At 68.8% G+C, this 21,450-nt stretch carries 22 protein-coding genes; 18 read left to right on the forward strand and 4 right to left on the reverse strand.

Features of this window, described 5'->3' with window-relative positions; genetic code table 11:
* Window positions 1-176: 176 nt before the first annotated feature.
* Complete coding sequence (locus tag ACNAOT_RS23490) at window positions 177-344, reverse strand: hypothetical protein (RefSeq protein ID WP_420181294.1); 168 nt, start codon at window positions 342-344, stop codon at window positions 177-179.
* Window positions 345-478: 134 nt separating this feature from the next.
* Here ACNAOT_RS23490 and ACNAOT_RS23495 point away from each other — a divergent pair, with 134 nt between their 5' ends.
* From ACNAOT_RS23495 to ACNAOT_RS23570, 16 genes are all read left to right on the forward strand, one after another.
* Window positions 479-673 carry a hypothetical protein gene (locus ACNAOT_RS23495; protein ID WP_420181295.1) on the forward strand — a complete coding sequence of 65 codons (195 nt, stop codon included), beginning with the start codon at window positions 479-481 and terminating at the stop codon, window positions 671-673.
* 76 nt (window positions 674-749) lie between these two features.
* A complete protein-coding gene (locus ACNAOT_RS23500) occupies window positions 750-998 on the forward strand; it encodes a hypothetical protein (protein WP_057294246.1) in 249 nt (82 codons plus the stop codon).
* Complete coding sequence (locus tag ACNAOT_RS23505) at window positions 995-1,933, forward strand: hypothetical protein (RefSeq protein WP_420181296.1); 939 nt, start codon at window positions 995-997, stop codon at window positions 1,931-1,933. The genes ACNAOT_RS23500 and ACNAOT_RS23505 overlap by 4 nt, the downstream gene beginning before the upstream one ends.
* A 19-nt stretch (window positions 1,934-1,952) precedes the next feature.
* Complete coding sequence (locus tag ACNAOT_RS23510) at window positions 1,953-2,282, forward strand: hypothetical protein (RefSeq protein ID WP_056689268.1); 330 nt, start codon at window positions 1,953-1,955, stop codon at window positions 2,280-2,282.
* 1 nt (window position 2,283) lies between these two features.
* Entirely contained in the window at window positions 2,284-3,102 is an 819-nt protein-coding gene (locus ACNAOT_RS23515) for a hypothetical protein (protein WP_420181297.1), read from the forward strand.
* Between the two features lie 8 nt (window positions 3,103-3,110).
* Window positions 3,111-4,487 (forward strand): hypothetical protein, encoded by a 1,377-nt coding sequence (locus tag ACNAOT_RS23520; RefSeq protein WP_420181298.1) that lies wholly within the window; start codon window positions 3,111-3,113, stop codon window positions 4,485-4,487.
* Window positions 4,484-6,022, forward strand: coding sequence for an SCO6880 family protein (locus ACNAOT_RS23525; RefSeq protein WP_420181299.1), 1,539 nt, complete (start codon window positions 4,484-4,486; stop codon window positions 6,020-6,022). The genes ACNAOT_RS23520 and ACNAOT_RS23525 overlap by 4 nt, the downstream gene beginning before the upstream one ends.
* Window positions 6,023-6,263: 241 nt before the next feature.
* Window positions 6,264-7,799 (forward strand): ATP-binding protein, encoded by a 1,536-nt coding sequence (locus tag ACNAOT_RS23530; RefSeq protein WP_420181300.1) that lies wholly within the window; start codon window positions 6,264-6,266, stop codon window positions 7,797-7,799.
* Between the two features lie 74 nt (window positions 7,800-7,873).
* A complete protein-coding gene (locus ACNAOT_RS23535) occupies window positions 7,874-10,528 on the forward strand; it encodes an endonuclease/exonuclease/phosphatase family protein (protein ID WP_420181301.1) in 2,655 nt (884 codons plus the stop codon).
* A gap of 92 nt (window positions 10,529-10,620) precedes the next feature.
* A complete protein-coding gene (locus tag ACNAOT_RS23540) occupies window positions 10,621-11,205 on the forward strand; it encodes an ATP-binding protein (RefSeq protein ID WP_420181259.1) in 585 nt (194 codons plus the stop codon).
* Window positions 11,202-11,690, forward strand: coding sequence for a hypothetical protein (locus ACNAOT_RS23545; protein WP_420181260.1), 489 nt, complete (start codon window positions 11,202-11,204; stop codon window positions 11,688-11,690). The genes ACNAOT_RS23540 and ACNAOT_RS23545 overlap by 4 nt, the downstream gene beginning before the upstream one ends.
* A gap of 10 nt (window positions 11,691-11,700) precedes the next feature.
* Window positions 11,701-13,200 (forward strand): type IV secretory system conjugative DNA transfer family protein, encoded by a 1,500-nt coding sequence (locus tag ACNAOT_RS23550; protein ID WP_420181261.1) that lies wholly within the window; start codon window positions 11,701-11,703, stop codon window positions 13,198-13,200.
* 14 nt (window positions 13,201-13,214) lie between these two features.
* A complete protein-coding gene (locus ACNAOT_RS23555; RefSeq protein ID WP_420181262.1) occupies window positions 13,215-13,901 on the forward strand; it encodes a hypothetical protein in 687 nt (228 codons plus the stop codon).
* Between the two features lie 5 nt (window positions 13,902-13,906).
* Complete coding sequence (locus ACNAOT_RS23560) at window positions 13,907-14,611, forward strand: helix-turn-helix domain-containing protein (RefSeq protein ID WP_420181263.1); 705 nt, start codon at window positions 13,907-13,909, stop codon at window positions 14,609-14,611.
* A 64-nt stretch (window positions 14,612-14,675) separates the two neighbouring features.
* Window positions 14,676-15,347 (forward strand): hypothetical protein, encoded by a 672-nt coding sequence (locus ACNAOT_RS23565; protein ID WP_420181264.1) that lies wholly within the window; start codon window positions 14,676-14,678, stop codon window positions 15,345-15,347.
* Between the two features lie 55 nt (window positions 15,348-15,402).
* Complete coding sequence (locus ACNAOT_RS23570) at window positions 15,403-15,897, forward strand: hypothetical protein (protein ID WP_420181265.1); 495 nt, start codon at window positions 15,403-15,405, stop codon at window positions 15,895-15,897.
* Window positions 15,898-16,109: 212 nt separating this feature from the next.
* Here ACNAOT_RS23570 and ACNAOT_RS23575 read toward each other — a convergent pair whose 3' ends face one another.
* Entirely contained in the window at window positions 16,110-16,928 is an 819-nt protein-coding gene (locus ACNAOT_RS23575) for a hypothetical protein (protein ID WP_420181266.1), read from the reverse strand.
* A 279-nt stretch (window positions 16,929-17,207) separates the two neighbouring features.
* Here ACNAOT_RS23575 and ACNAOT_RS23580 point away from each other — a divergent pair, with 279 nt between their 5' ends.
* Both ACNAOT_RS23580 and ACNAOT_RS23585 read left to right on the forward strand, forming a co-directional pair.
* Window positions 17,208-18,419: an IS110 family transposase gene (locus tag ACNAOT_RS23580; RefSeq protein ID WP_420181267.1), complete on the forward strand. Its 1,212-nt coding sequence runs from the start codon at window positions 17,208-17,210 to the stop codon at window positions 18,417-18,419.
* Between the two features lie 193 nt (window positions 18,420-18,612).
* The gene (locus ACNAOT_RS23585; RefSeq protein WP_420181268.1) at window positions 18,613-18,963 is read left to right on the forward strand and encodes a zinc-ribbon domain-containing protein; all 351 of its coding nucleotides are present in this window, start codon (window positions 18,613-18,615) and stop codon (window positions 18,961-18,963) included.
* Window positions 18,964-19,073: 110 nt separating this feature from the next.
* Here ACNAOT_RS23585 and istB read toward each other — a convergent pair whose 3' ends face one another.
* Together istB and istA are read right to left on the reverse strand one after the other, a co-directional pair.
* A complete protein-coding gene (gene istB / locus ACNAOT_RS23590; RefSeq protein WP_183591811.1) occupies window positions 19,074-19,868 on the reverse strand; it encodes an IS21-like element helper ATPase IstB in 795 nt (264 codons plus the stop codon).
* Entirely contained in the window at window positions 19,865-21,409 is a 1,545-nt protein-coding gene (istA, locus tag ACNAOT_RS23595; protein WP_420181269.1) for an IS21 family transposase, read from the reverse strand. Before istA ends, istB begins: the two co-directional genes overlap by 4 nt.
* Window positions 21,410-21,450: the final 41 nt, after the last annotated feature.

The following is a 21,450-nucleotide window of genomic DNA, read 5'->3' on the forward strand; positions in this document are numbered from 1 at the left end:
CCAGGGTTTCGCGGACTAGGGCGGCGCGGTATTCCTCGCTGATGCCTGCGATGGTGTCGGCAGCTATCTCCCGTAGATCGCTTTCGGTGGTTTCGCTGCGCTCTGTTGTTTGCGTTTCAATACCTCTAATAGTACTATCACCGCTACTAAAAAGCAACGGTGATAGTACTATTCGGTTAGTGCCAGTAGCGCGGGTTTAGTGCCGTGGGGCCGTCGTAGTCGATGGCCAGCGCCGCCCTGGCGAGCTGGTCGATGTAGATTCCTTCGATGTGTGCGTGCTTGGTTGTTCGCGCAATTTCCCGCACCTCAACGTCGATTTCATCGGCGGGGGTGAGGCTGACCATGACGGCCATCTTGCGCGGCTGCGTACCGCGCGCGCCGCTCCGACCAGGACCGCGACCTGATCCTCGCGGGCCCCGAGGTCGAGGACCCGGTCGAGGACCTGGCCGACCTGCTCACCTGGGCGCGCGAGGTCGGCGTGATCGACACCGAGGAGATCGACCTGGTCATCGAGCTCCTCGCCGCGGAGAACGACGGCATGGCCCGCGAGGAGGCACAGCGGGTCGTCGGCGAGCGTCGCGGCGTCGCGATGCGGACGATCCGGCGTCGCCGCGACCGCACCGCCGCGCGGCTGCGGGACGCCGCCCCGAAGTACCTGGCCGCCATCGCCTGAGCACCTCGGTCAGCATTCTCGAAGAACTTTGCCGCGCCCTGTCCGATCCGGACAGGGCGCGGTTGCTTCTCCAAACATGAGCGAGCAGGCACACACCGCAGTCACCGCCTCCGAGCCGACCCCCGAGGTCGTCGCGCAGCTGCTGGACGTGGTGGCCGACCACAGCGTCGACCACGCGCTGTCCGACATGGAGCGGATGATTGCGCGTCTGCGCGCCGACGCTGAGGAGGCCGCGGAGGCACGCGAAGTGCTGCGCAACACCCCCGCCGCCGTTCTCCGTGAGGCGCTGCGGCTGCGGGCAGCCCGGATCGAGGCGACCCGATGAGCACCGGCACCGCGACCCGGTACTCCACCCGCGAGCTGCGGGCTGCGGCCGCCGCACTGGCGGCCGGCAAGTTCGCCACCCCGGCCACGCGACCCTCGACACCGGAGACGGCCGAGGACCAGGACCCGCGGGCGACCCTCGAAGTGACCGCCGCGACCGAGGGGGAGCGTGACCGTGCCTCCCGTGGTGACGGCTCCACGGCGAGCCCGGGCGCCACGTCGGCGGTGTCGACGGGGGCCGGGCCGCTGGTGCGGGTGCGTGCCGCCAACGCTGGCGCTGGGGCCTCGACGATCGCCCTCGCCCTGGCCGATGTCGCAGACGCCGCGGGTATCCGCACGCGTGTGCTTGATGCGGCCGCTCCGGCGTGGTCCGGACTGCTGGGCGCCACGGTCACCGAGCTCGGCGCCGCTGAGGGATGGCGCCGCGGCCGCCGCGGCGACGGCGTGCTGATCGACCGCGTCGAGGAACCGGTCCGGATGCCTGGGGAGGTGCCCAGCCCTCGATCGGTGGACGGCGTCGACCTGACGGTTCTGGACGCCGGCTGGTCGATGCGTGAGCTCGCCGCCTCCGGGGCGGGCTCCTGGGTCGCCACGACGCCGGCACGCGCGGAGGTCCTGGTGACCCGGCCGCATGGACTGGCGCTGAGCCAGACCGAGGCGGCGCTCGCGGATCTCGAGGACCAGCTCGCCCGCGACGGGGTCGTGGTCGTCGTCGTGGGCGCGGCCCGCTGGAGCGACCGCGAGTTCGCCTCCGCCGGCCGGCTGCTGCGTGTAGCTCGACAGCAGGAGGCCGTTCTGTTCGCGCCGCTGCTGCCCGCCAAGGCACTGCCGGGTCTGGGCCCCGACCCGCTGCCCAAGCAGCTCACAAGCCCCTCCCTGCGCCTGCTGGAGCGGATCACCACCATCACCGGCCCGCTGACGGCGAACCGGACCTGAAAGGAAAGAAGGAGAAGAAATGATCATCGAGACCATCTCGGAGGTCGCCATCCAGATCGCGGCCGCGGGAAACATCAAGGCCGAAGGCGTCGGCGACGTGTGCGCTCAGGCCCCGACCGGAGTCAAGCCGTACGTCAACGACATCCTCGGGTGGGTCAAGTACGGCGTGATCGCCATCATCATAGGCGCCGGCTTCGCCTCGTCAGGGGCGCTGATCGTGGGGAAGTTCGGCCAGATGGGCCGGGCCGCTCAGATCGGCGCCTCGGGGCTGTTCTGGACGGTGATCGGCGCGATCGCGTTCGTCTGCATCTACGCCATCCTCAACGGCATCGTCGGGAACGGCTGCTGACATGATCACCCGGACCCGACACGTCTACCAGTCAAAGCTGGTTGACCCCGACACCGAATGGACCCGCCGCAGGCTCCAGATCCTGCTGGGGGCCGTGGCTGTCGTCGTACTCGCCATGGCGGCGGGCGGCGTGTGGTCGGTGGTCAGCATGCTCACCGGCTCCTCGTCCGGCGACGGAACCGGGTCCGATTCGGCACAGTCCGCCCAGGACCAGCTCGCCGACGAGCAGCTGCCCGACGCGCCCTTGGAGGCCGCCCAGCCCGGAAGTCTGTCGTCGGGCGAGACCGGCACACTCGAGATCCCGGCACCGATGGAGGTGGGGGAGGTCGGTGTTGCGACCGGGTTCCCGCACACGCCGGAGGGCGCCCTGGCTCAGCTGGCCGCGATCGACACGACCGCGTTGACCTCGGCGTCGGTTCGAGTGGCCCAGGAGGTCATCACTGCGTGGGCCGCGCCCGGTGGTCCGACGGCCGAGAGCTGGTCGGGTGTGCGGGGCTTGGCCGCACTCCTGGAGTCGGCCGGAATGTCCTCGGAGGCTCAGAACACGATCACGATCGGCGCAGAGCCGAAGATGGGGTTCATCAAGGGCACGGTCGGTGACGACTTCGTCATTCCGTGCATCGACTTCATCATCACCGCCACCACCGCGTCGGGCCAGTCGCAGCAGGTCGCGGCCGCCGACTGCCAGCGCATGGTGTGGCAGGACGGCCGGTGGGTGATCGGCGAGGGCGAGGAGCCGGCACCGGCGCCGTCGCTGTGGCCCGGCTCCCAGGCCTCCTTCGACGCCGGCTACCAGTGGCTGGAGGTGCCCCAGTCATGAGCTCAGTCATGAGCACGCAGACCGTTGCGGGCATCGTCCCCATGATCGATCTCAACCCCTTGGACTGGCTTGGGGACAAGGCCAAGGAGGGCCTGGCCGACGGGTTCACGTCGATGATGATGTCGATCTGGTCGGGCGCAGTGTGGCTGCTCAAGACCGCCTTCGGACTGATCGACAACTTCACCCCCAACGTGGCCGACCCCGACCTGGCCAAGCTGTACTCGGTCACCTTGTGGATCGCCCTGGTGATCGCCCTGGTGATGGCGTTCGGCCAGATCGGCCTCGCGGTTCTCCGGCAGGACGGCCGTGGGTTCGGCACCCTGGCGGCCGGGGTGGTCCAGTACGGCGTCGTTCTGTCCTGCTGGATCACCGTGAGCGCTGGGTTCATCGCCGCCGCTTCCGGTCTGACCAAGGGCATCTTGGACACGCTGCTCGGTGTCGACAGCTTCTCCGGCTACGCGGCTGGCGACGGGTTCGTTGACCGAGTCTCGGGCACGACCCAGGCAGCCACGCTCGGGATCTGTGCGCTGTTCATCCTGATCCCGGCGTCCTTCGGTCACATGGTGATCATGATGGTGCGCTCGGCGGCGCTGCTGATCCTGGTGGCCACCATGCCCATGGCGGCGGCGGGAGCGCTGTCGGAGGGCACGAAGTCGTGGATGTGGAAGTCGATCCGCTGGTTCTTGGCCTGCGTGCTGATGGAGCCGCTGCTGGCGCTGGTGGTGGGAATGGGCACGCAGTTCGCCTGGGCCGGCATGCCCGACGGCGAGGAGCAGAGCCCCGCTGAGAAGGCGCTGCACTTCTCCTCGACGTCGGAGAACATCGGCATGTCCGTGGTCGGGTCGATCATCATGCTGGTGGCCTGTTTCATGCCGCTGGTGTTGTTCCGGCTGCTGGCCTTCGTCGACCCCGGCACCGCTTCGGGTGCCTCGTTCCGGTCGACGATGGACGCCAACGGCGGCGTCGCCGGGCTCTTGAAGGGCAAGGGCGCCGGCGCCCAGGCGTCCGGCTCTGGTGCTGCCAGCGAGACCGCCTCGGACGGCCGCACTACTTCAGAGAACGGTGCTGACGCTGAGACCGCGAACCGGTTCCAGTCCTCGGGGTTCAAGAAGCTCGGCGGCAAGGTCGGCGGGGTCGTCGGCGGGGCGATGGAGAAGACCGGGAAGGTCGCCCAGGCCGGCGCCTCGATGAGCGTCGATGTGCTCGGCCAGTCCGGCATCGGCAACCAGGGCTACTACCCGACCGACCACACCCCCAAGCAGAAACGTCAGGGACAGCCGGGGCAGAAGCTCCGGCCCCTCAACGACACCAACGGCGACGGCGTCGCCAACGACATTCCACCCGAGGCCCAGGCCGCAGTGGAGGACGGAGCATTCATCGCATGAGTGTCTACGGAGCATCCGCGACCCGTGACCGGCAGGCCTGGCTCTTCGGACTCACCGGCCCCCAGTTCTTCATGGTGCTGGCCGCCGGGTTCCCGACCTGGATGGCGATCGCCATCGGGCAGTGGCTCGCACTGCTCGGCCTCGTCCCGATGTGGGGCGTGATTGCGCTACTGACCTGCCTACCGATCCGAGGCCACTCGGCCTTCCAGTGGATCGGCGTCCTGTTCCGGCACCTGGCCGGGGCAGCGTTCGGCTGGTCCCGGTTCCAGTCCAAGGCCGCCGCCGGCGACCTCGACCTCGGCGACGCCGACGACGATGAGGACGACGGCGACGCGGGCGAGGCGGACTTGCCCGGCATCCTGTCCAGCATCCAGATCCACGACGGCCCGCCGATGACCGGACAGACCGCACGCCCGGCGATCATCCAGAACCACGCAACCCGCACGTGGGCGGCCACCGCGCGGGTCGTCCACCCCGGCATCGGGATGAGCGACGACGCAGATCGGTTCCGCATGGGCGCCGGCCTCACCGAGATGATGGAGGCCGCGACCGCCGGCAACCAGATCGACCTGGTCGTCGTTCAGGTCCGCACCATCCCCGACGACGGCACCGAGCGCGACGAGTGGGTGCGTCACAACGCGCGGCCCGACGAGCCCGAGGTTTCAGCCCGGGTCAACGCCCAACTGGAGTCGATGACCGCCGGCGCAGCCGTGCGCCGCGAGGCGTTCGTTACCGTGGTGGTTCGCGAGGACGTCATCAACAAGGACGCCAAGCGCGCTGGGCGAGGCGTGATGGGCCGGGCGAGGATCCTGTACTCGGTGCTGGCCGAGGTGGAAGCCCGACTAACCGGGTCGATCGGCTGCACCCGGGTGAACTGGCTCGACAGCTCCGAGCTCGCAGTGGCGATCCGCACGGGCTTCGAGCCCGGTGATGCGCCCGCGCTCGCGGACGCGGCGATCCACCACCGCGAAGACCCGGCGATCGCGGCCGGTGTCCCGCTTGGCGCCGCCGGTCCGACGAACGCGTCGACCGCACTGCGGTCCTACCGGCACGGGGAGTGGGAGTCGATCTCCTCCACAATCCTGCTGCCCCGCAAAGGCGCCCGGATGGGTGCGCTGGCGCGGGTGCTGGTCCCATCCCAGCCAGGCGAGCGGCGCGCACTGACGGTGTTCTACCGGCCGGTCTCGCAGCAGGCGGCCGACCGGGCCACCGGCCGGGCGCAGATGTCAGCGGTGATGGCCGGCACGCTGCGCGAGAAGGCCGGCAAGGTCGAACGGGCCAAGGACCGCCAGTCGGTCGGCAAGCTGCACGAGCGCGACGAGAAGCTCGAGATGGGTCGCTCACTGGTCAAGGTGTCCTCGGCGGTCTCGGTCACGGTTCCGGCAGGGTGGAACATCCAGGACTTCGGCCGCCGTCTCGACGCCTCGATCCGTATCAGCGGCTTCACCCCACTCCCTCTGGACGGGGCACACGACGCGGCCTTCGCCGTGTCCGCGATCCCGCTGGGGGCAGGCCTGCCGAAGAAGCGCCGCTAACCCGAGAAGCGCGCAGACCCGGTGAAACAGCCCGGTCGTCAGATGTCCGATTTGGCGGCCGGGCTGTTGCTTCTCCAGGCATGGAGCACCAATCCGCCCTGCCGAAGGAGACACCTGTGATGTCGACGCGATCGAGGAACTGCTCTGACCTGGGCGCGGCGCGACCGCCGCTGGTCGGTCGCCTGCACGCGATGGCGACCACGCACCCCTCGCCGCGCGTGACGACGGGGGAGTGGTGAGCGTGGCGGCGACCAAGACCCGCGCTCGTGGTGGTTCGAAGACCTCGCGGCCGTCGTCGCGGACGATCGACGACCTGCTGTCGGACTTCGGGACCACGATGCCGCGCAAGGCGGCTCCGGTCGCGGATCCCCCGGCTGAGAAACTGTTCCCCGGTTCGGTCAAGCCCAACGGCGTACGCCGGATGGGGCATGGGTGGGCGGCCACGATGCCGCCGCTGGCCGGCTATCAGATGACCTCGGAGGAGACCCCGGTCCTGTGGCCTCTGATCTCGGGTGACGGGCTCCCGCCGTGGGGTGCCGAGATGGGCTACGACGTCCTCTCGGGCGGCAAGTTCTACTGCGACCCGATGGGCTGGGTGCTCGACGACTCGATCCCAGTCACCAACCCCAACATCTTCATCTTCGGCAAGCCGGGCCGCGGGAAGTCCGCGACCGTCAAGGCGTTCATGCTCCGGATGATCCGATACGGCTACCGGTCCCTGGTGCTCGGCGACGTCAAGGACGAGTACGAGGACCTCGCCCGGTTCCTCGGCGTCGACCCGTTCCGCATCGGCCCCGGTCTCGCGGGCCGGATCAACCCACTCGACCTCGGCCCGCTCGGCGTGGACTGGGACAAGCAGACCCGCGAGGAGCAGCACCGCCGCGCGAACGTGATCTTCAACCGCTGGCTGTTCCTGATCCGGGGCCTGATCGGCTCCCAGGGCGTGACGTTCACCCCGACCGAGGAGCGGGTCATCAACAAGGTGCTGCGGCACCTGACCGGCTGGTCTGTTGGCGCCTCCCGGCTCAAGCCGGTCACCATCCCGCAGGTGTGGGCAGCACTGGACTCGCCCACCAAAGAGCTGGTCGCGGACTGCCGCTACGCCACCGAGCAGGATTTCTACGACGGCACCCGGCCGCTGCGCGACGCGCTGGGTGCGCTGTGCGAGGGATCGCTGCAGGGCATGTTCGACACCGAGTCGACTTTCAACCCCGACTGGCGTGCACCGATCCAGACGCTGTCGCTGCGCTCGCTTCACGAGACCGGCAACAAGGTTGCCGTCGGCATCGCGCTGATGTGCCTCAACTCCTGGGGTCAGGGCATGCGGGAGACCGCATCGGCAGGTGATCGGCGGATCGTGCTCCGAGATGAGGCGTGGCTGCAGACCCGGCTGTCGCTGGACGCGGTCATGGCGCTGGACGCCAACCTGCGGCTCTCCCGCACCGAGGGCGACATCCAGCTGGTGACCTACCACAAGCCCTCCGACCCGCTCTCGGCCGGCGACGAGGGCAGCCAGGCCGCTCAGATTGCCAAGGACCTGCTCAACCTCTCCGACGTCCGGATCTTGATGGGTCAGGACGAGTCGGTCGCCGACGAGCTCGGCCGTCTGATGGGGCTCTCGGAGATGCAGCAGTCCGTCATCACGAACTGGGCGATGCAGGAGAAGGGCCGCGCCCTGTGGATGGTCGGCGACCAGCGGTACAAGGTGCAGACGCTGCTCACGCCTCTCGAAAGGCGCCTCACCTACACCAACGACGCGATCGACCCGGTGACCTGAATGTTCGCCGGATTTCTGACGCTTTTCGCGTCGAACTTGCACCCGCTCGGCGTCTGTGTGAGGAGGCCGTAGTCGTGAAGAAGGGCATCCTCCTCGGCCTGCCGCTGGTGCTCATCGCTCCGCTGATGCTGCTCATGCTGGGCATGGGGAGTGCGAACATCGAGGCGGTCCGCGCGGCATGCGCCACCACGACCACCTCAACCGCGGGCGGGTCTTTCGGGATCGGCACGTTGAACTGGCGCGGCGCTTCGCACTACAAGAAGAACCCCCACCCCGGCGAGCGGCCCTACAGCGAGCGTGTGCCGAACATGGTGACCAAGATCGGCGCCTCAGGGGCCTCGATCATCGGGTTCCAGGAGTTCGAGCCGCCACAGGCTGAGGCCTTCCTCGATGCCACTGACGGGGCGTGGGAAATCGTGGCCGGCAAGCGCCGAGGGCACTCATCCACCGCGGACGCGATCGCTTATCAGCCCTCGGCGTGGAAAGTCGACGAGGTCCGCTACGTCTCGATCAGGTACGGCGGCCCGATGATCCAGGTCCCGCTGGTGCGGTTCACATCAACCGGCAGCCTGGGATCGGTATGGGTGCTCAACGCCCACAACCCCGCCAACGCGGTCGGCGGAACCGACGCCATGCGCGACGCCGCGGTCCGCGCCGAAGCGACGGCACTGCGGCAGCTGCAGGCCAGCGATCCCAACACGGCCCTGTTCCTCGTCGGCGACATGAACGACAAGGCCCGGTTCAAGCGCCTGTTCCTGTCGGTGGCCGGTCCGGGCTGGTCGGCCGCCAACCCCAGCGACCAGCAGATCGACTGGATCATGGGCAGCCCTGCCGTCACCTTCTCCGGCACCGTGGTCGACCGGAGCACCAACGACAAGGCGCACAACTACACCGACCACCCGTTCGTCCACACCACCGCCCAGCTGGCCGGCTCGGAGTCCGGTCGACCAGGAGCTAGCGCTGGTCTGGGTGTGATGCCCGCCAGCATCACGGCCACGCCCGGTGGGCCGGTCCGCGGTCAGGTTCTGGTCGCGAACGCCAACATCAAGACCCGCGGCGGCTTCAACCCCGGTGTCCGCGCCCTCGCCGGCCCGTCGCCGGACTTCATCACGCTCAACGAGGTCGAGGACGTGCCGCTGTCACAGATGCGTTCCGCCGCGCCCGGCTACGACGCCTACCGCGAGGCGCAGCCGGCGGACGCAAATGATGCTGGGCAGGCCATGGGGAGCGCGATCATGTGGCGCTCGGACACCTGGACGATGCTCGACGGTGGCCGCGTCAAGATCGTCGACGACGACCACACCGTGTTCAAGGGCACGAATAAGCTGTGGGACCGGTTCGCCGCCTGGGGCATCTTCCAGCGGTCCGACGGTGCGGTCGTCTCGGTCATCGCGGTCCACCACATGACCAACGTTTATCGGTTCCCCCGCCAGTGGGGGAACCCGTCGATGAGCCGCGCCGAACAGTACGGCCTCGGCATGGACTACCTGATCGACCTGGTCGGCGTCCTGGCCCCGTACGGGCCGGTGCTGGTGGGTGGCGACATGAACTCCCACCCCAACGACGGACCGAACGCGGCCGCGCCACGAATGGCGGCGGCCGGCTACCGGTACACCAAGGACTCGGGCGTCATCTACAACTTCTACGCCGCCCCCGTGGAAGTCACCGAGACCTGGGAGATCAGCCAGGCCGCCGTCCACTCCGATCACCCCGCGTTGTTCACACGCATGGCCATGAATGGTGCCGGTCCCGGCACGAACGCGACCATCGGCACCCGGCCGGCCGGCTGCCCGCCGTGCCCGACCTCCGGGAACCTGGGCACACTGCTCCAGCCGGTCGCTGCGACCGGCAACCTCGAGGCCGCCAAGGTTACGGCCTCGGCCGCCTACCAGGCCGGCTTCCGCGGGGAGGACCTGGTCACCGCGGTGGCCATCGCCCGTGTGGAGTCGACCTGGGATCCGATGGCCACCAACGGGAGCCACTTCGGGTTGTGGCAGATCTCCGCGCAGCACAAGGGCAAGGTGCCCGGATGGAACACGCAGGCCGACATCTTCGACCCGCTCCTCAACGCCCGCTACGCCTTCGCGCTCTACTCCGCTCGACCCGGGTCGGGTGAGGCCAAGTTCGCCGACTGGATCCCCTTCGAGAAGACCGACTATCACCAGTTCCTCGACGTCGCCCGCCAAGCGGTCGCCGCAACCGGCGGAGGTACCACGAACGTCGGCAACACCGGCTGCACCGCCTCGCCTATCCAGGTCGCCGGTGAGCTCTCGGCCGCACTCAAGGCCCGCCTCGACGCCATGATGAACACCTCCAACGGCCTTTGCGGGCTGTCGTGGACCAGCGGTGCTCCCTGCACCTACGACAACCAGTGCCCCAAGGTCGTCGACGCGCTCTATGGCGGCCCCGGCGTCGGCCGGGGCTACGGAAACGGGCAGGACGTCGCCCAAGGCATCATCAACGCCGGACTGGCCCAGTCCCACGGGACAGGCCTCGACCCGCTCCCGCCCGTGGGCGCCGTGGTCTCCTACAACACCGGCAACGGTGTGGGGCATGTGGCGATCTACGTGGGCGGCGGCAAGATCTTCGGCAACGACTACGGCTGTAGCGCGAACGGCGTCTATGGCTGCGTCGGGTTCGCCGACGTCCAAACACCCGGTGGCTCGGTCACCTGGGCCCTGCCCAAGCAGGCGTTTGACCTGGGCGGGATGCCGGCGGTGGCCGCTTAAGCCGCGACGGAATACAGGCGATCGCAGCGGAAAGTCGAAATCGGTCGCGCTGGTGTGTCCGATCGGCGCCGTTCTGGGTTGCCTTTCCAAGCATGGACGTACGTATCGGCACCACAGTCGACGGCCAGGCCGCCGGGTTCGACACCAGGAGCGCCCGGCCGCTGCTGCTGGTCGGCGACGTCGGCCGAGGCAAGACCACCACCGCGCGCTACCTCACCCGGTGGTGGCTGGCGAACACCCGGCGACATGCCCACGTGTACGCCCAAGCACCCAGCGAATGGGCAGACCTGCGCTGCCAGCCCGAGCACCCCGACAAGCTGGAGAACCCGGTCGGCCGCGACTGCCGTCCGGGAGCCTGTCTGGTCGTGGTCGACGACATGGACCTGCTCGACGACAGCCGCATCTCCTTCCTGCCGCTGGGAAGGGCGCGAACGATCCTGACCTCTCACGGCGGCAACAGCCTGGCCGGTCGCGCGCTGCTCGACAACGAACTCGACTGCCTGGGCCTGGTCCGACCCGATCACGCCGACCCTGCCGAGGCCGCAGTACTGGACGGGCAGGGTCGCTTGGACTGGCCGATCGGCACTGTCGCGGTCATCCCGGATCAGCGGGGGCCGATGGACTTCCCGTGTCACCGCTGGCAGGCACCGGCCGGTGCATGGGCGGTGGCGCGATGAGCATGGAGCGTTCCCGGCGCGCACGGTTTACCAACATCGCCCCGACGGCGGGCGAGTTCAAGGTGGCCGTCCTCCTGGCCGGGCTCTTCTTCTTCCTGATCACGCCGTTGGTCGTCCAGGGCGGTGTCGCGTGGGCCACCTCAGGGGGCTTCGCGCTGCCGAACGGGCACCTTCTGGACGCCTACGCCGGGCTGCTGCACGGCCACTTCGGTGCGGGCCTGCACCGCGGCGTCGCCGACACGCTGCCGTCGGATGCCGTGATGTGGGTGCTGACGCTCCTCGGCGAGCTCCTGGTGCTCGGAGCCGCCGTCGTTGTCGGCATGTGGATGCGCGACCTGACCGGCACCGGCTCCCGGCACGGCCTTGCAACCCCCACGCAGGCCGCGGAGGCCCTCGGGGTGCCGCGACTGCGCAAGAGCGCAGCGGTGATCCGGCCAGACCTCTACGCCCGCTCCGGGCGCCGAACCCCCGTCGGCAGCAAGTAGCCGACCCCAAATGCACAGCGGAAAGGAAGCCAACGTGACCACAGCCCTCAAGCACGTGAACCCCCACGAGGTGGGCTGGCGGCTCGGCCAGGCCGGGCGCAGCGGACCCGAACTGTGGGTGCCCTTCGACCGGACCACGTGCGTGATCGGCCCCCAGGGTTCCGGCAAGACTCTAGACCTGCTGGTACCCGCCCTGCTCGATGCGCCCGGTGGCGCGCTGGTGACCCTCACGAAGCCCGAGGATCTGTTCCTCACCCTGGAGGCCCGTCAACGCGACGGCCGACCGGTCGCGGTCCTCGACCCGTTCAACGCCGCCCCCGGCACCCCGGAGCTGGTGTGGGACCCGATCAATGGCTGTGAGGACGCGATGCTCGCTGAACGGCGCGCGAAGGCGTTCGCCAACGGCACCATCAAGGGCGCCACCTCTCAATCCTCCGACCAAGCCGCCCGGTTCTACGCCGGCGAGTGCGCCAAGGTCCTGCAGGCCTACTTCCACGCCGCGGCGATAGCCGGCATCGGGTTGGACGAGGTGCTGATGTGGGTCTCCAGCCCACGCGAGTACCCGCAGGCCGAAGAGATCCTGCGTACCCACCCGGCCGCGGAGCCGCTGTGGGACGGTCTACTGCGCGGAGCCCTGTACGGCGACGAGCGGACCGCCGGCAACACGATCACCACCGTCCAGCAGTCCATGGCGCTGTTCTTCCAGCGCTCGATCCGGGAACGCTGCGTCCCCTCCGCGACGCGACCGGCGACCGACCTCGAGGCCCTGATCCGGGCGGGCGGCACGCTCTATCTGCTCGGCCGCGACGACCCGTACGCGAGTGCGTCGCCGCTGATGACGGCAGTCACCGAGCAGATCCTGGACACCGCCAAGCGGCTTGGGGAAACCTCCCCGCACGGGCGGCTATGCCCACCGTTCCTGGCCTGTCTGGACGAGCTCCCGTCGACCGCGCCGATCCCGACGCTGTCGACCCGGATGGCCAACGAACGTGCCCTCGGGCTCTCCTTCATCCTCGCTGCCCAGACCTGGCGGCAATTCGTGGTCTGCTACGGCGAGGACGAGGCCCGCACCATCTACGGGTTGTCGAACAACCTGGTGGTCTTCGGTGGCGGCAAGGACATCCGCTTCTACCAAGAGCTCTCCGACCTGATCGGGTCGACCAGCCACACCGAGACCCGGTACTCGGCGCGCGGCCACGAGTTGTTCGGTGTGATGGACCGGTCCTTTGACCAGCGGCGGGTGCCGATCCTCGAACCGGCCGAGCTGCGCCGCATCGAGCAGCGCAAGGCCCTGGTTCTGGCGGAGATGTACGACCCGATCATCGCGAACCTGCACCGCTGCATCGACGGCAAGCGCGGCAAGGAGCTGCTGGCCGCGCAGGAGCGTGCCCGGCTCGCAGCCCGCGGCCACGAGACCGTCGCACAGCCAATTCACCCGGTGACCGTCGATCCCCCGACGCCGACCGAGCCGGTGGCCAGGACCCGGCAGCGGCTCGGGATGCCCAAGTAGGCGAGGAGTAGCCGATGACGACGATGCACCCCTCTCAGGTCGCCTCCCGCGCAGCGGGTGGGGCCGCCGCACCGAACGGCAACGGGATGATGCCGCTGGTCGGGCTGATGGTGCGCCCGTTTCCCGAGCCCGGTCCCACGATCCGCACGGCGATGGAGCAGCTGCAGCAAGCCACCGTCGAACCGCCGGCCGATGAGGACGAGCTGCGCGAGCTCGCGCAGATGCCGCGGCCGTGGGACCCGGCCACATGCACCGGGCTGATGCGCTCCGAGCTGTGGGCGTGGCTGGACCTAGTCGCGATGTGGGTGAACGAGCAGCATCTGTGGAACGTGACCCGCCCCGGTATCCCTGAGTGCTGGCCCGCGCACCCGCACCTGGTGCACGACCTCGCGGTGCTGGCCTGCAGCCGCTACTACACCAGCTTCGCCGTCACCCCGGCGGCGTTGGAGGACTGGCACCGCTACGGGCTGCCGGGGTTCCTCGAGCGGCTGCGGGACCGGCTCGGCGACGGCTGCCAGCCAAGCAAGCACCAGCCCCGGCCCCGGCGCGAACGCGACGAGAGCCACGCCTCCACGCCGGTGCGCCGCGGCCGCAAGCAGCGCTATCGAGACGACGTCGACCGCGCCGGTGAACTGGCCGCGGCCGCCACCCAACCCGACGACGCCAAGCCCGACCACGACGACCTTCACGAAAGGTGGTAGCCGCGATGGCCACTCCAGACAACAGCACTCGGCGGCTCCGGCTCGTCGACGACCAGCAGAACCAGCCCGCCGAGGCGGCTGCACCAGATAGCGAACTCACCGCCAAGCAGGCGGCGGCATTCGCTGCGCTGGTCGCCAACGCGAATCAGTCCGCCGTCGAGCGGACGCTCGACCAGATGAACGCTGAGCAGCTGCGGTCGCTCGCGATCGCACTGGCCACCCAGGTCAACGCCGCCGAGACCGCGACTGGCGAGGTGGCCGACGTCGGACCCGACGGCATCTGCGCTATCGCGATCGCCACCGCCGCGCAGTCCTTCGGCACCACCCGCGACGCGGTGCTCAGCGCCGACCGCCACCGAGCGGTGACCGACGCCCGCGCCGTGGCCATGACGGCAGCCCGGCGCGGAGGCCTGACCCTGCCGGCGATCGCGGCCTACTTCGGCAAGGACCACACCAGCGTCATGTACGCCCAGAACAAGGTCGCGAACAACCCTCGGCTCAACGCAGTGTGCTCCCGCATCGTCGACCAACTCGATGAGCACTACGCGGAGCCGACCCGCATCCCCGCCGAGGACCCCGCCGTCCCCGAGAGCGGGCGCAGCACAACGCTGCAGCTGGCCGCCCTCGACCAGGCCCACAACGAGACCGCCCGTCGGCACCAGGACGAAGACGGCCAGCGGCTCGCGGTCTCGGCCGCGCCCGTCAGGTAGGACAGGGCCGAGCGCGATGCTGAACCGGGACCAGCAGAACTTGCTGGGTGCACTGGGCTCCGCAATGGCAGCTGACGCTCTCCTCGATCGCCTCCGCGAACGCGGGACACTGGAAGGCGGCCGTTCAGCACCGCAGGAAGGCTGCTGGATCAACTACAACCGCAAGGCGGTCTGGCTCGAAGACCACTCGGGGTTCTCCGAGGCGATGAAGGCAGCCGGCACCGACACGGAGGCCTGGCGCCGGATCAGGCCGAAGGTCGTGTTGAAGGTGACCTGGGCCGAGGCCGCAGCGTACGGCGCGACCCTGCCGCAGGAGCTGCGGACCGAGCTAGACACGCTGCGGCGCGACGAGCGCGACGAGAACCGCAGCTGGAGTGAGTTCAGCGATGCACGCGGCGGCTGGCCCTGGCGCAGACGCTTCGACTCCGACGAGGAGCACCAGGAGGCTCAGGCCGAGTGGGACGAGGTCTACGGCAAGCACCTCGTCGCACTGCGTGACGTGCGGGACCGCCAGAAGGCGGCGATCTCGCGCGCGCTCCCGCTCACCGTCGATGACGAACCCGTGGACCTCCTCGAGCTCCTCGGCCAGCAACCAGCCGCACCGGCCGCGCCGACCCAATCCGCAGCCCTGCAGGCCGGCGCGCTACTGGCCCCGACCACCGCTCCGTCGCCGACGGTGGCACCGGACGAAGGACTCTTCACCCTCCCGGGCCCCAGTCCGGCCACCTGCCGCTGAGCACCACGGCAAGGACCGCACCCAAAGTGTCGGTGCCGGCGTCTACGTTGGCCGCATGCAGCTCACGGCGGACGAGGTCGACCGGTTCTGGTCGCGCGTCGTGAAGGGCCCTCGGGAGACCGATTGTTGGTTGTGGGCCGGGGGCGGCACAGCCGCGATCGCTGACGACGGGTACGGGCGCTTTTGGGTCTCCCGGGAAGGTCGCCAGAGGGTGCTGAGGCCTCATCGAGTGGCCTGGGCGCTTGCCGAGGGAGTGTCGATCGACCTTCCCCCGGTGGTCGAGCACGTCGTGTGTGACAACCCGATCTGCGTACGCGCCGAGGGCACCCTGCTGGATCACCTCGAAGGGTCCACACAAGCAGCGAACCTTTCCCGGATCGCGCAGCATGGCCGCGGCGGTGCGCGCGGCTACCGCAGTCGAATGTTCGGCCGAGAGGCGATGTACCGTCGGTCGCTCGCGCTGCGAGCTGCGGTTGCGGACGGCTGGGATGACGAGCGGATCGCCCGCGCGCTGGCGTCGGTCGACGAGGCGCAGATGGCACTGTTCTGAGGAACCTGTTGCCGGGGACCAGCCATGGCGCCCCTCAGCCAGCCGTCAGTCGCTGGCGAGTCCGGCGGCGTAGCACAGAGCCTCGTCGAGCGAAGCCAAGCCCGAGTGGTCAACGTAGGCCGTCGAACCGTCACCCCTAATCTCTGCAGGGAGGTTCCGGACCCGATAGCGCGACCGCAGGACCGACCAGTTCCTCGGAACAGAAGGAGATCTCAGAAGGGGTTCCACCCTTGCCAGGTCGCCACCCCGGCTACTCCGGCGACGATCGTCGCGGCGCCGACAGCGAAGCCCCACGGCCCCCGCACCCAGCTGGGAACCCGCGAGCTGTTGGTTGCGCCACTTTGGTCGACGGCGCCGTGAGCGGTGGCGGAACCCGCTCCTGTCGCATGGGCGGAGCTGACGTTGATGACGCTCCGCTTGGCGTTGTGGAGGACCACGTTGACGGCCTGGGCCGCCGCCTGAGGGGATGGCAGATCCTGCCCATGGACCCCCGCTGCGCGCATTTCGGCCACCAACGACACTAGTGCCGTGCGTGTCCGGTCGAGCACCCCGAGTACCGAGTTGGCGGAGACGCTCCAGTAAACGCTGCTGATGCTGTTGCCGTAGGGAGCGTCGCTATTCATGACGCGAGCCACGTCTGGCATCCCGGGGTGCTGGAGTTTGATGTTGCCACCCTTCTCGCTCTTGACCATGTGCTCGAGCTGGGCGACGCCGTATCGGAGCTCGACCTCCTCCTTGATGTGCGGCTGGGCGAACTCGGGCAAAGCGCTGTGGGCGATCTGTTGGCCGGTGATGACCGCGGTCATCGTGGCGCCATCGATGGCGATGATGGCACCGACTGTCCTGTAGTCGGGGAGCTCGTCCTGGGGTCCGTAGCCGTCCAGTTCGCGCCTCGCCCAGTCCCTCAGTTCGGCAGAGCCGGCTTGCCCGCCGAGGGCGACACACTTGCGCAGAGTATCGGCGAGGGGCGTCGAACTATCGAGCGCGCCGTCCTCGATTTGGGAGAGCAGCCCATCTGCCGACCTGGCCATGTGGTGACCCCTTCGTCCTTGCGCGCACCTCCGGCAGGCACAGTTCGATGATCCCAGACGCCGCCGACACTGATGATGTTCAGGCCCCGAGGGTCGTGACTCCGGCACCGACTGTCGGCCTGCTGGCCTGACTATCAATTGGACCGTCCGACCCTCGGGGTCCCGCTCGCCGGCCGGGCGGACATGACCTCATAAGAGCCTGGCGAAGCCTCATCAGTGTCCTGTCTGCTCGCCCGACCGGCGTCGACCAACCGAATCGACACGGAAGGCAGTTTCATCATGACAGTGACCGCGATAGCCCCGGGCACGATCATCGGCGGGATCGACACCCATGCCGACACCATCCACGTCGCAGCAATCGATCCCTGGGGCCGCCAGCTCGGCGACCAGGAGTTCCCGACCACCCCGACCGGCTACAGCGATGCGCTGGAGTTCCTCAGCAGCCACGGCCAGGTGATCGGTCTCGGCATCGAGGGCACCAGCTCATACGGCGTCGGCATCACCCGCGCAGCCCTCGCCGCGGACCTGACTGTTCACGAAGTTCTCCGCCCCGAACGAGCCGTGCGTCGACGAGAGGGGAAGTCCGATCCGATCGACGCCTACCAAGCAGCACACGCGGTTCTCGCTGGCCGAGCGACCGCAGCCGCCAAGAAGGCCGACATCACCGCACTGCGCGCCCTGCACAACGCGCGACGCTCAGCGGTCAAGGCCAGGGCCGCCGCGCAGGTCCAGATCGGTCAGCAACTGATCACCTCACCGGTGCGCCTGCGAGAGAAGTACCGAAACCTGACATCGGCACGGCTGGTCCAAGCACTAGGCAGCTGCCGCCCGGGCAACCACGCCGACCTCGAGGAGCGCCTCGTTCTGACCGCACTGAAGTCGCTGGCCCAACGCCACCACGCCCTGACGAAGGAGATCGCCAAACTCGACGCCGAGCTGACCTCGCTGATCGAGCAGACCGCGCCCCACCTGCTGCACCTGCACGGCGTAGGCAACTACACCGCCGCGCAGATGTTGATCACCTCCGGCGGCAACCCCGACCGGCTCCGCACCGAAGCCTCCTTCGCGGCCCTATGCGGTACCGCCCCGGTGCCAGCATCCTCGGGGAAGACCACCCGCCACCGACTCTCCCGCGGCGGCGACCGCCGAGCGAACCACGCCCTGCACACAATTGCGCTGGCGCGCATGCGCAATCACCCGCCGACCAAGGCCTTCGTCAAACGGCAGCGAGACCAAGGCCGCTCGACCCCCGAGATCCTGCGACTGCTCAAGCGAGCAATCGCACGCGAGATGTTCAAGCAGCTGACCCGTCCACACCAGGACCTCGGCATCCACGATCTGCGCCCAGCCCGACAAGCCAAGAACATCACCATCGGCGCGGCCGCCGCCGCACTCGGACTTGCCCCGGTGACGATCAGCCGCACAGAACGCGGCCAGTTCGTCACCCCCGAGGTCGTCAGCCGCTACCGAGCATGGCTCGCGACCGCTTGACCAGACATAGGAGCTTCAGATCTGCTCGAAACATGACCGTCGGGCCCTGGCGGCTGTCGAGATGCAAGAAGAGGTTGGCAACCGGTGTCGGCGCCCACCGCTACCGTCACCGTCACCGTCGCCGGCACCTGGCCTCGCCCGTGGCCTCCCGTTGCTGCTGGCGCCTGGAGAGGGTGAGCGCACTGTGAGTGGCATGGCCAGGCGGTTTGAGACTGCGGTCGTCGAGGTTCCCGAACTTCTTGCGCTGTGGGACGCAGCCGCCAATGGTGACACCAACCCGGCTCGCATAGGGTCCAGATCGAGCCATCGACGCGCATGGTCGTGCCCGGTCGCCGACGACCACCGATGGTGGGCTGGCCCGGCTGGCATCACCCAGTCACTGAAGAAGGGCTTCAACGGCTGCCCGTGCTGCGCCGGCCGGCAACTGTCGGTCACCAACAGTTTCGCCGCCCGCTATCCCCGAGGCGTGTACCTGTGGCACCCGACCGCCAACGGCGACCTAACCCCAGAGCAGGTCCTCGGCGGGTCTGTCAAGGGACAGTAGGAACTGCCCAGGGGCGGTCGTGAGACCTGCCCGCTGACGGTCACGAGAACTGCCCGGTGGTGGCCATGGGATCTGCCCAGTGGGCTTGCGGCCACCACCGACCAGAGCACTCAGCTCAAGGGACTCACCCCTCGGCCGGCGAGTGCCTGGGTAAGTCGCACGGAGTCTCCGCTGGTCTGGCACACGTGGGCGTGGTGCAGTAGCCGGTCGACGGTGGCGGTCGCCAGCGTCTTGGGCATCAGCTCGTCGAACCCGGACGGGTGCAGGTTCGAGCTGATCGCGACCGACCGCTTCTCGTAGGCGGCGTCGACGAGCCGGTAGAGCCCCTCGGCGGCATCCTGGGCGACCGGCAACAGGCCGATGTCGTCGACGACAACGAGATCGGCGCGCAGCACACGGGCGATGGCCTTGGACACCGTGTCGTCGGCACGATGGCGGCGCAGCAGGACCCCGAGGTCTTCCAGGGTGAACCAGGCGACCTTCAACCCGGCCTCGACGGCTTGGTGACCGAGTGCCTCCAGTAGGAACGTCTTCCCGGTCCCCGACGGCCCGCACACGACGAGGTTTTCCCGACGGTGGACCCATTCCAGGGTGCGGAGTGCCTGCTGGGTCGGTGCCGGGATCGAGGATGCCTCGGGCTGCCACGCATCGAACGTCTTCCCGGTCGGGAACCCCGCAGCCGCCCTGCGGGTGGCCAGTGCGGAGCGTTCCCTTCCGGCGACCTCCTCGGCGAACAGAGCCTTGAGCACCTCGGCGGGCTCCCAGCGTTGGGCCTTCGCGGTCGCGACGACCTCCGGTGCGTGGCGACGGATGTGGGGCAGCCGAAGCCGCCGCAAGAGGTCCTCCAACTCGGCCGGCAACGGCGGCGCGGACGCCATCGATGGTGTGGTGGTCTTGGTCGTCATCGGGTCACCTCGTTCCCCTCGCGGCTGTCGTGCTGGCTGTCGTGCTGGCCGAGACGTGCCCATCCGGCGGTGCCCTGGGTCAGCGACCGTTCTTCGCCGGCACGGTGCTCGCCAACAGCGGGTTGCCGGGCGTGGTGGTCGAGGATCGAGGACAGATCGGCCTCGGCGAACCGGCCGTGGACGGCGGCGTGGCCGAGTGCCCAGTCGACCTCGACGGGGTCGAACAGCTTGGCCAGGCTGAGGGCTTCGGCCATCTTGACCCTCATCCGCGGCGTGCCCGCCGCAGCGGCCTCGACCAGCCACAGGCGGGCGCCCTCGCCCAGGTCGAGGAACTCGGCTTCCGCTGGGTTCTTCGCTCGCGGCTGCCGGTTCAACGGACCTTCCGGCTGCGGTGGGAAGTGCTCGTCGTTGATCCTCGGCGTGCCCGGCGTCGCGCGCGCGTGGCGGGCGACCTCGGCGGGTCCGTCCTCGCCGACGTGAACGATGACGACCTCCTCGCCGTCGCCGAGTCCTTGGGCACGAACCCACACCGTGGCGCCGAGCAGGGTGTGTGGCACCGAGTACTGGCCGGACTCGAACATCACCATCGGCGTGTTGCCCGGCACTACCCGGGTGGTGCCGAACGCGACTGTGTGCGGCTGTGTCGGGACCGGGTGTAGCCGTGTCCGCTCTTCGGCCAACATCTCGACCGGTGGCCGCTTCGTGGTCCGGTGAGCCCGGGTGTTGACCTTCTGACAGAACGCCTCACACGCCTCCTCGAGCTCGCTAAACGACGCGTACTCCTCACGCAGGTTGGTGTCCTTGGGCACCAGGTCGGCCTTGCTGATCTTCACCGACGACTCGGTGCCGCCCTTGGACGCCGGATCCGCCGGCACACAGGTGTGGACCACGACCGAGTAGTGCTCGGCGAAGGTGACGAGCTGTCCGTTGCGGACCGGGATCCCGGCGATGTGCTCGGTCGTGACGGTCTTCTCGTTGTCGGTCAGCACGTAGGTCGGCACCCCACCCAACCGGCGGAAGGTCTGGTCCAGCGCGGCGAACACGGACGGCATGGTCTTATCGCGCAGCGCGATCACGACCCGGAACCGCGACCACGCCAGCCACGCCACGAACAGAACCGTCTTGACGCCGTCGACGACAGGTCCGTCGCCGTAGTCGTACTGCAGCCACATCCCCGGCTCGGTGACCCAGGGCCGGTGGACCCGCACATGTCCTGACCGGTATGACTTCTTCACCGATGCGACCGCACGACGGGTGGTGCGCTCCGAACCCTTGTAGCCCATCGCGAGCAGCTTCTCGTGCGCTCTGTCGGCACGGACCTTGCCCTTGGACCGCTCGATCCACTCCTCGACCTTGGGCAGGTACTCATCGATCAACTGCGGCCGAGTCACGGCCTTGTCCAGCTCACCCCCGGCAGCACGGCGGTCCACGTAGTGCTTGACCGTGTGGTGCGAGCATCCGGCCAGCTCGCCGGCATCACGCAACGACCCTGTCAGGTCGTAGGCATCCAGGATTTCCATGATCTCCTCGGCAGACTTCAAGTTGTCCCTCCTCAGGGCGACGGGCGCTTCAGCACCGCCGA

The sequence above is a fragment of the Paenarthrobacter sp. TA1.8 genome (assembly GCF_048595705.1).
Lineage (GTDB): Bacteria > Actinomycetota > Actinomycetes > Actinomycetales > Micrococcaceae > Arthrobacter > Arthrobacter nitroguajacolicus.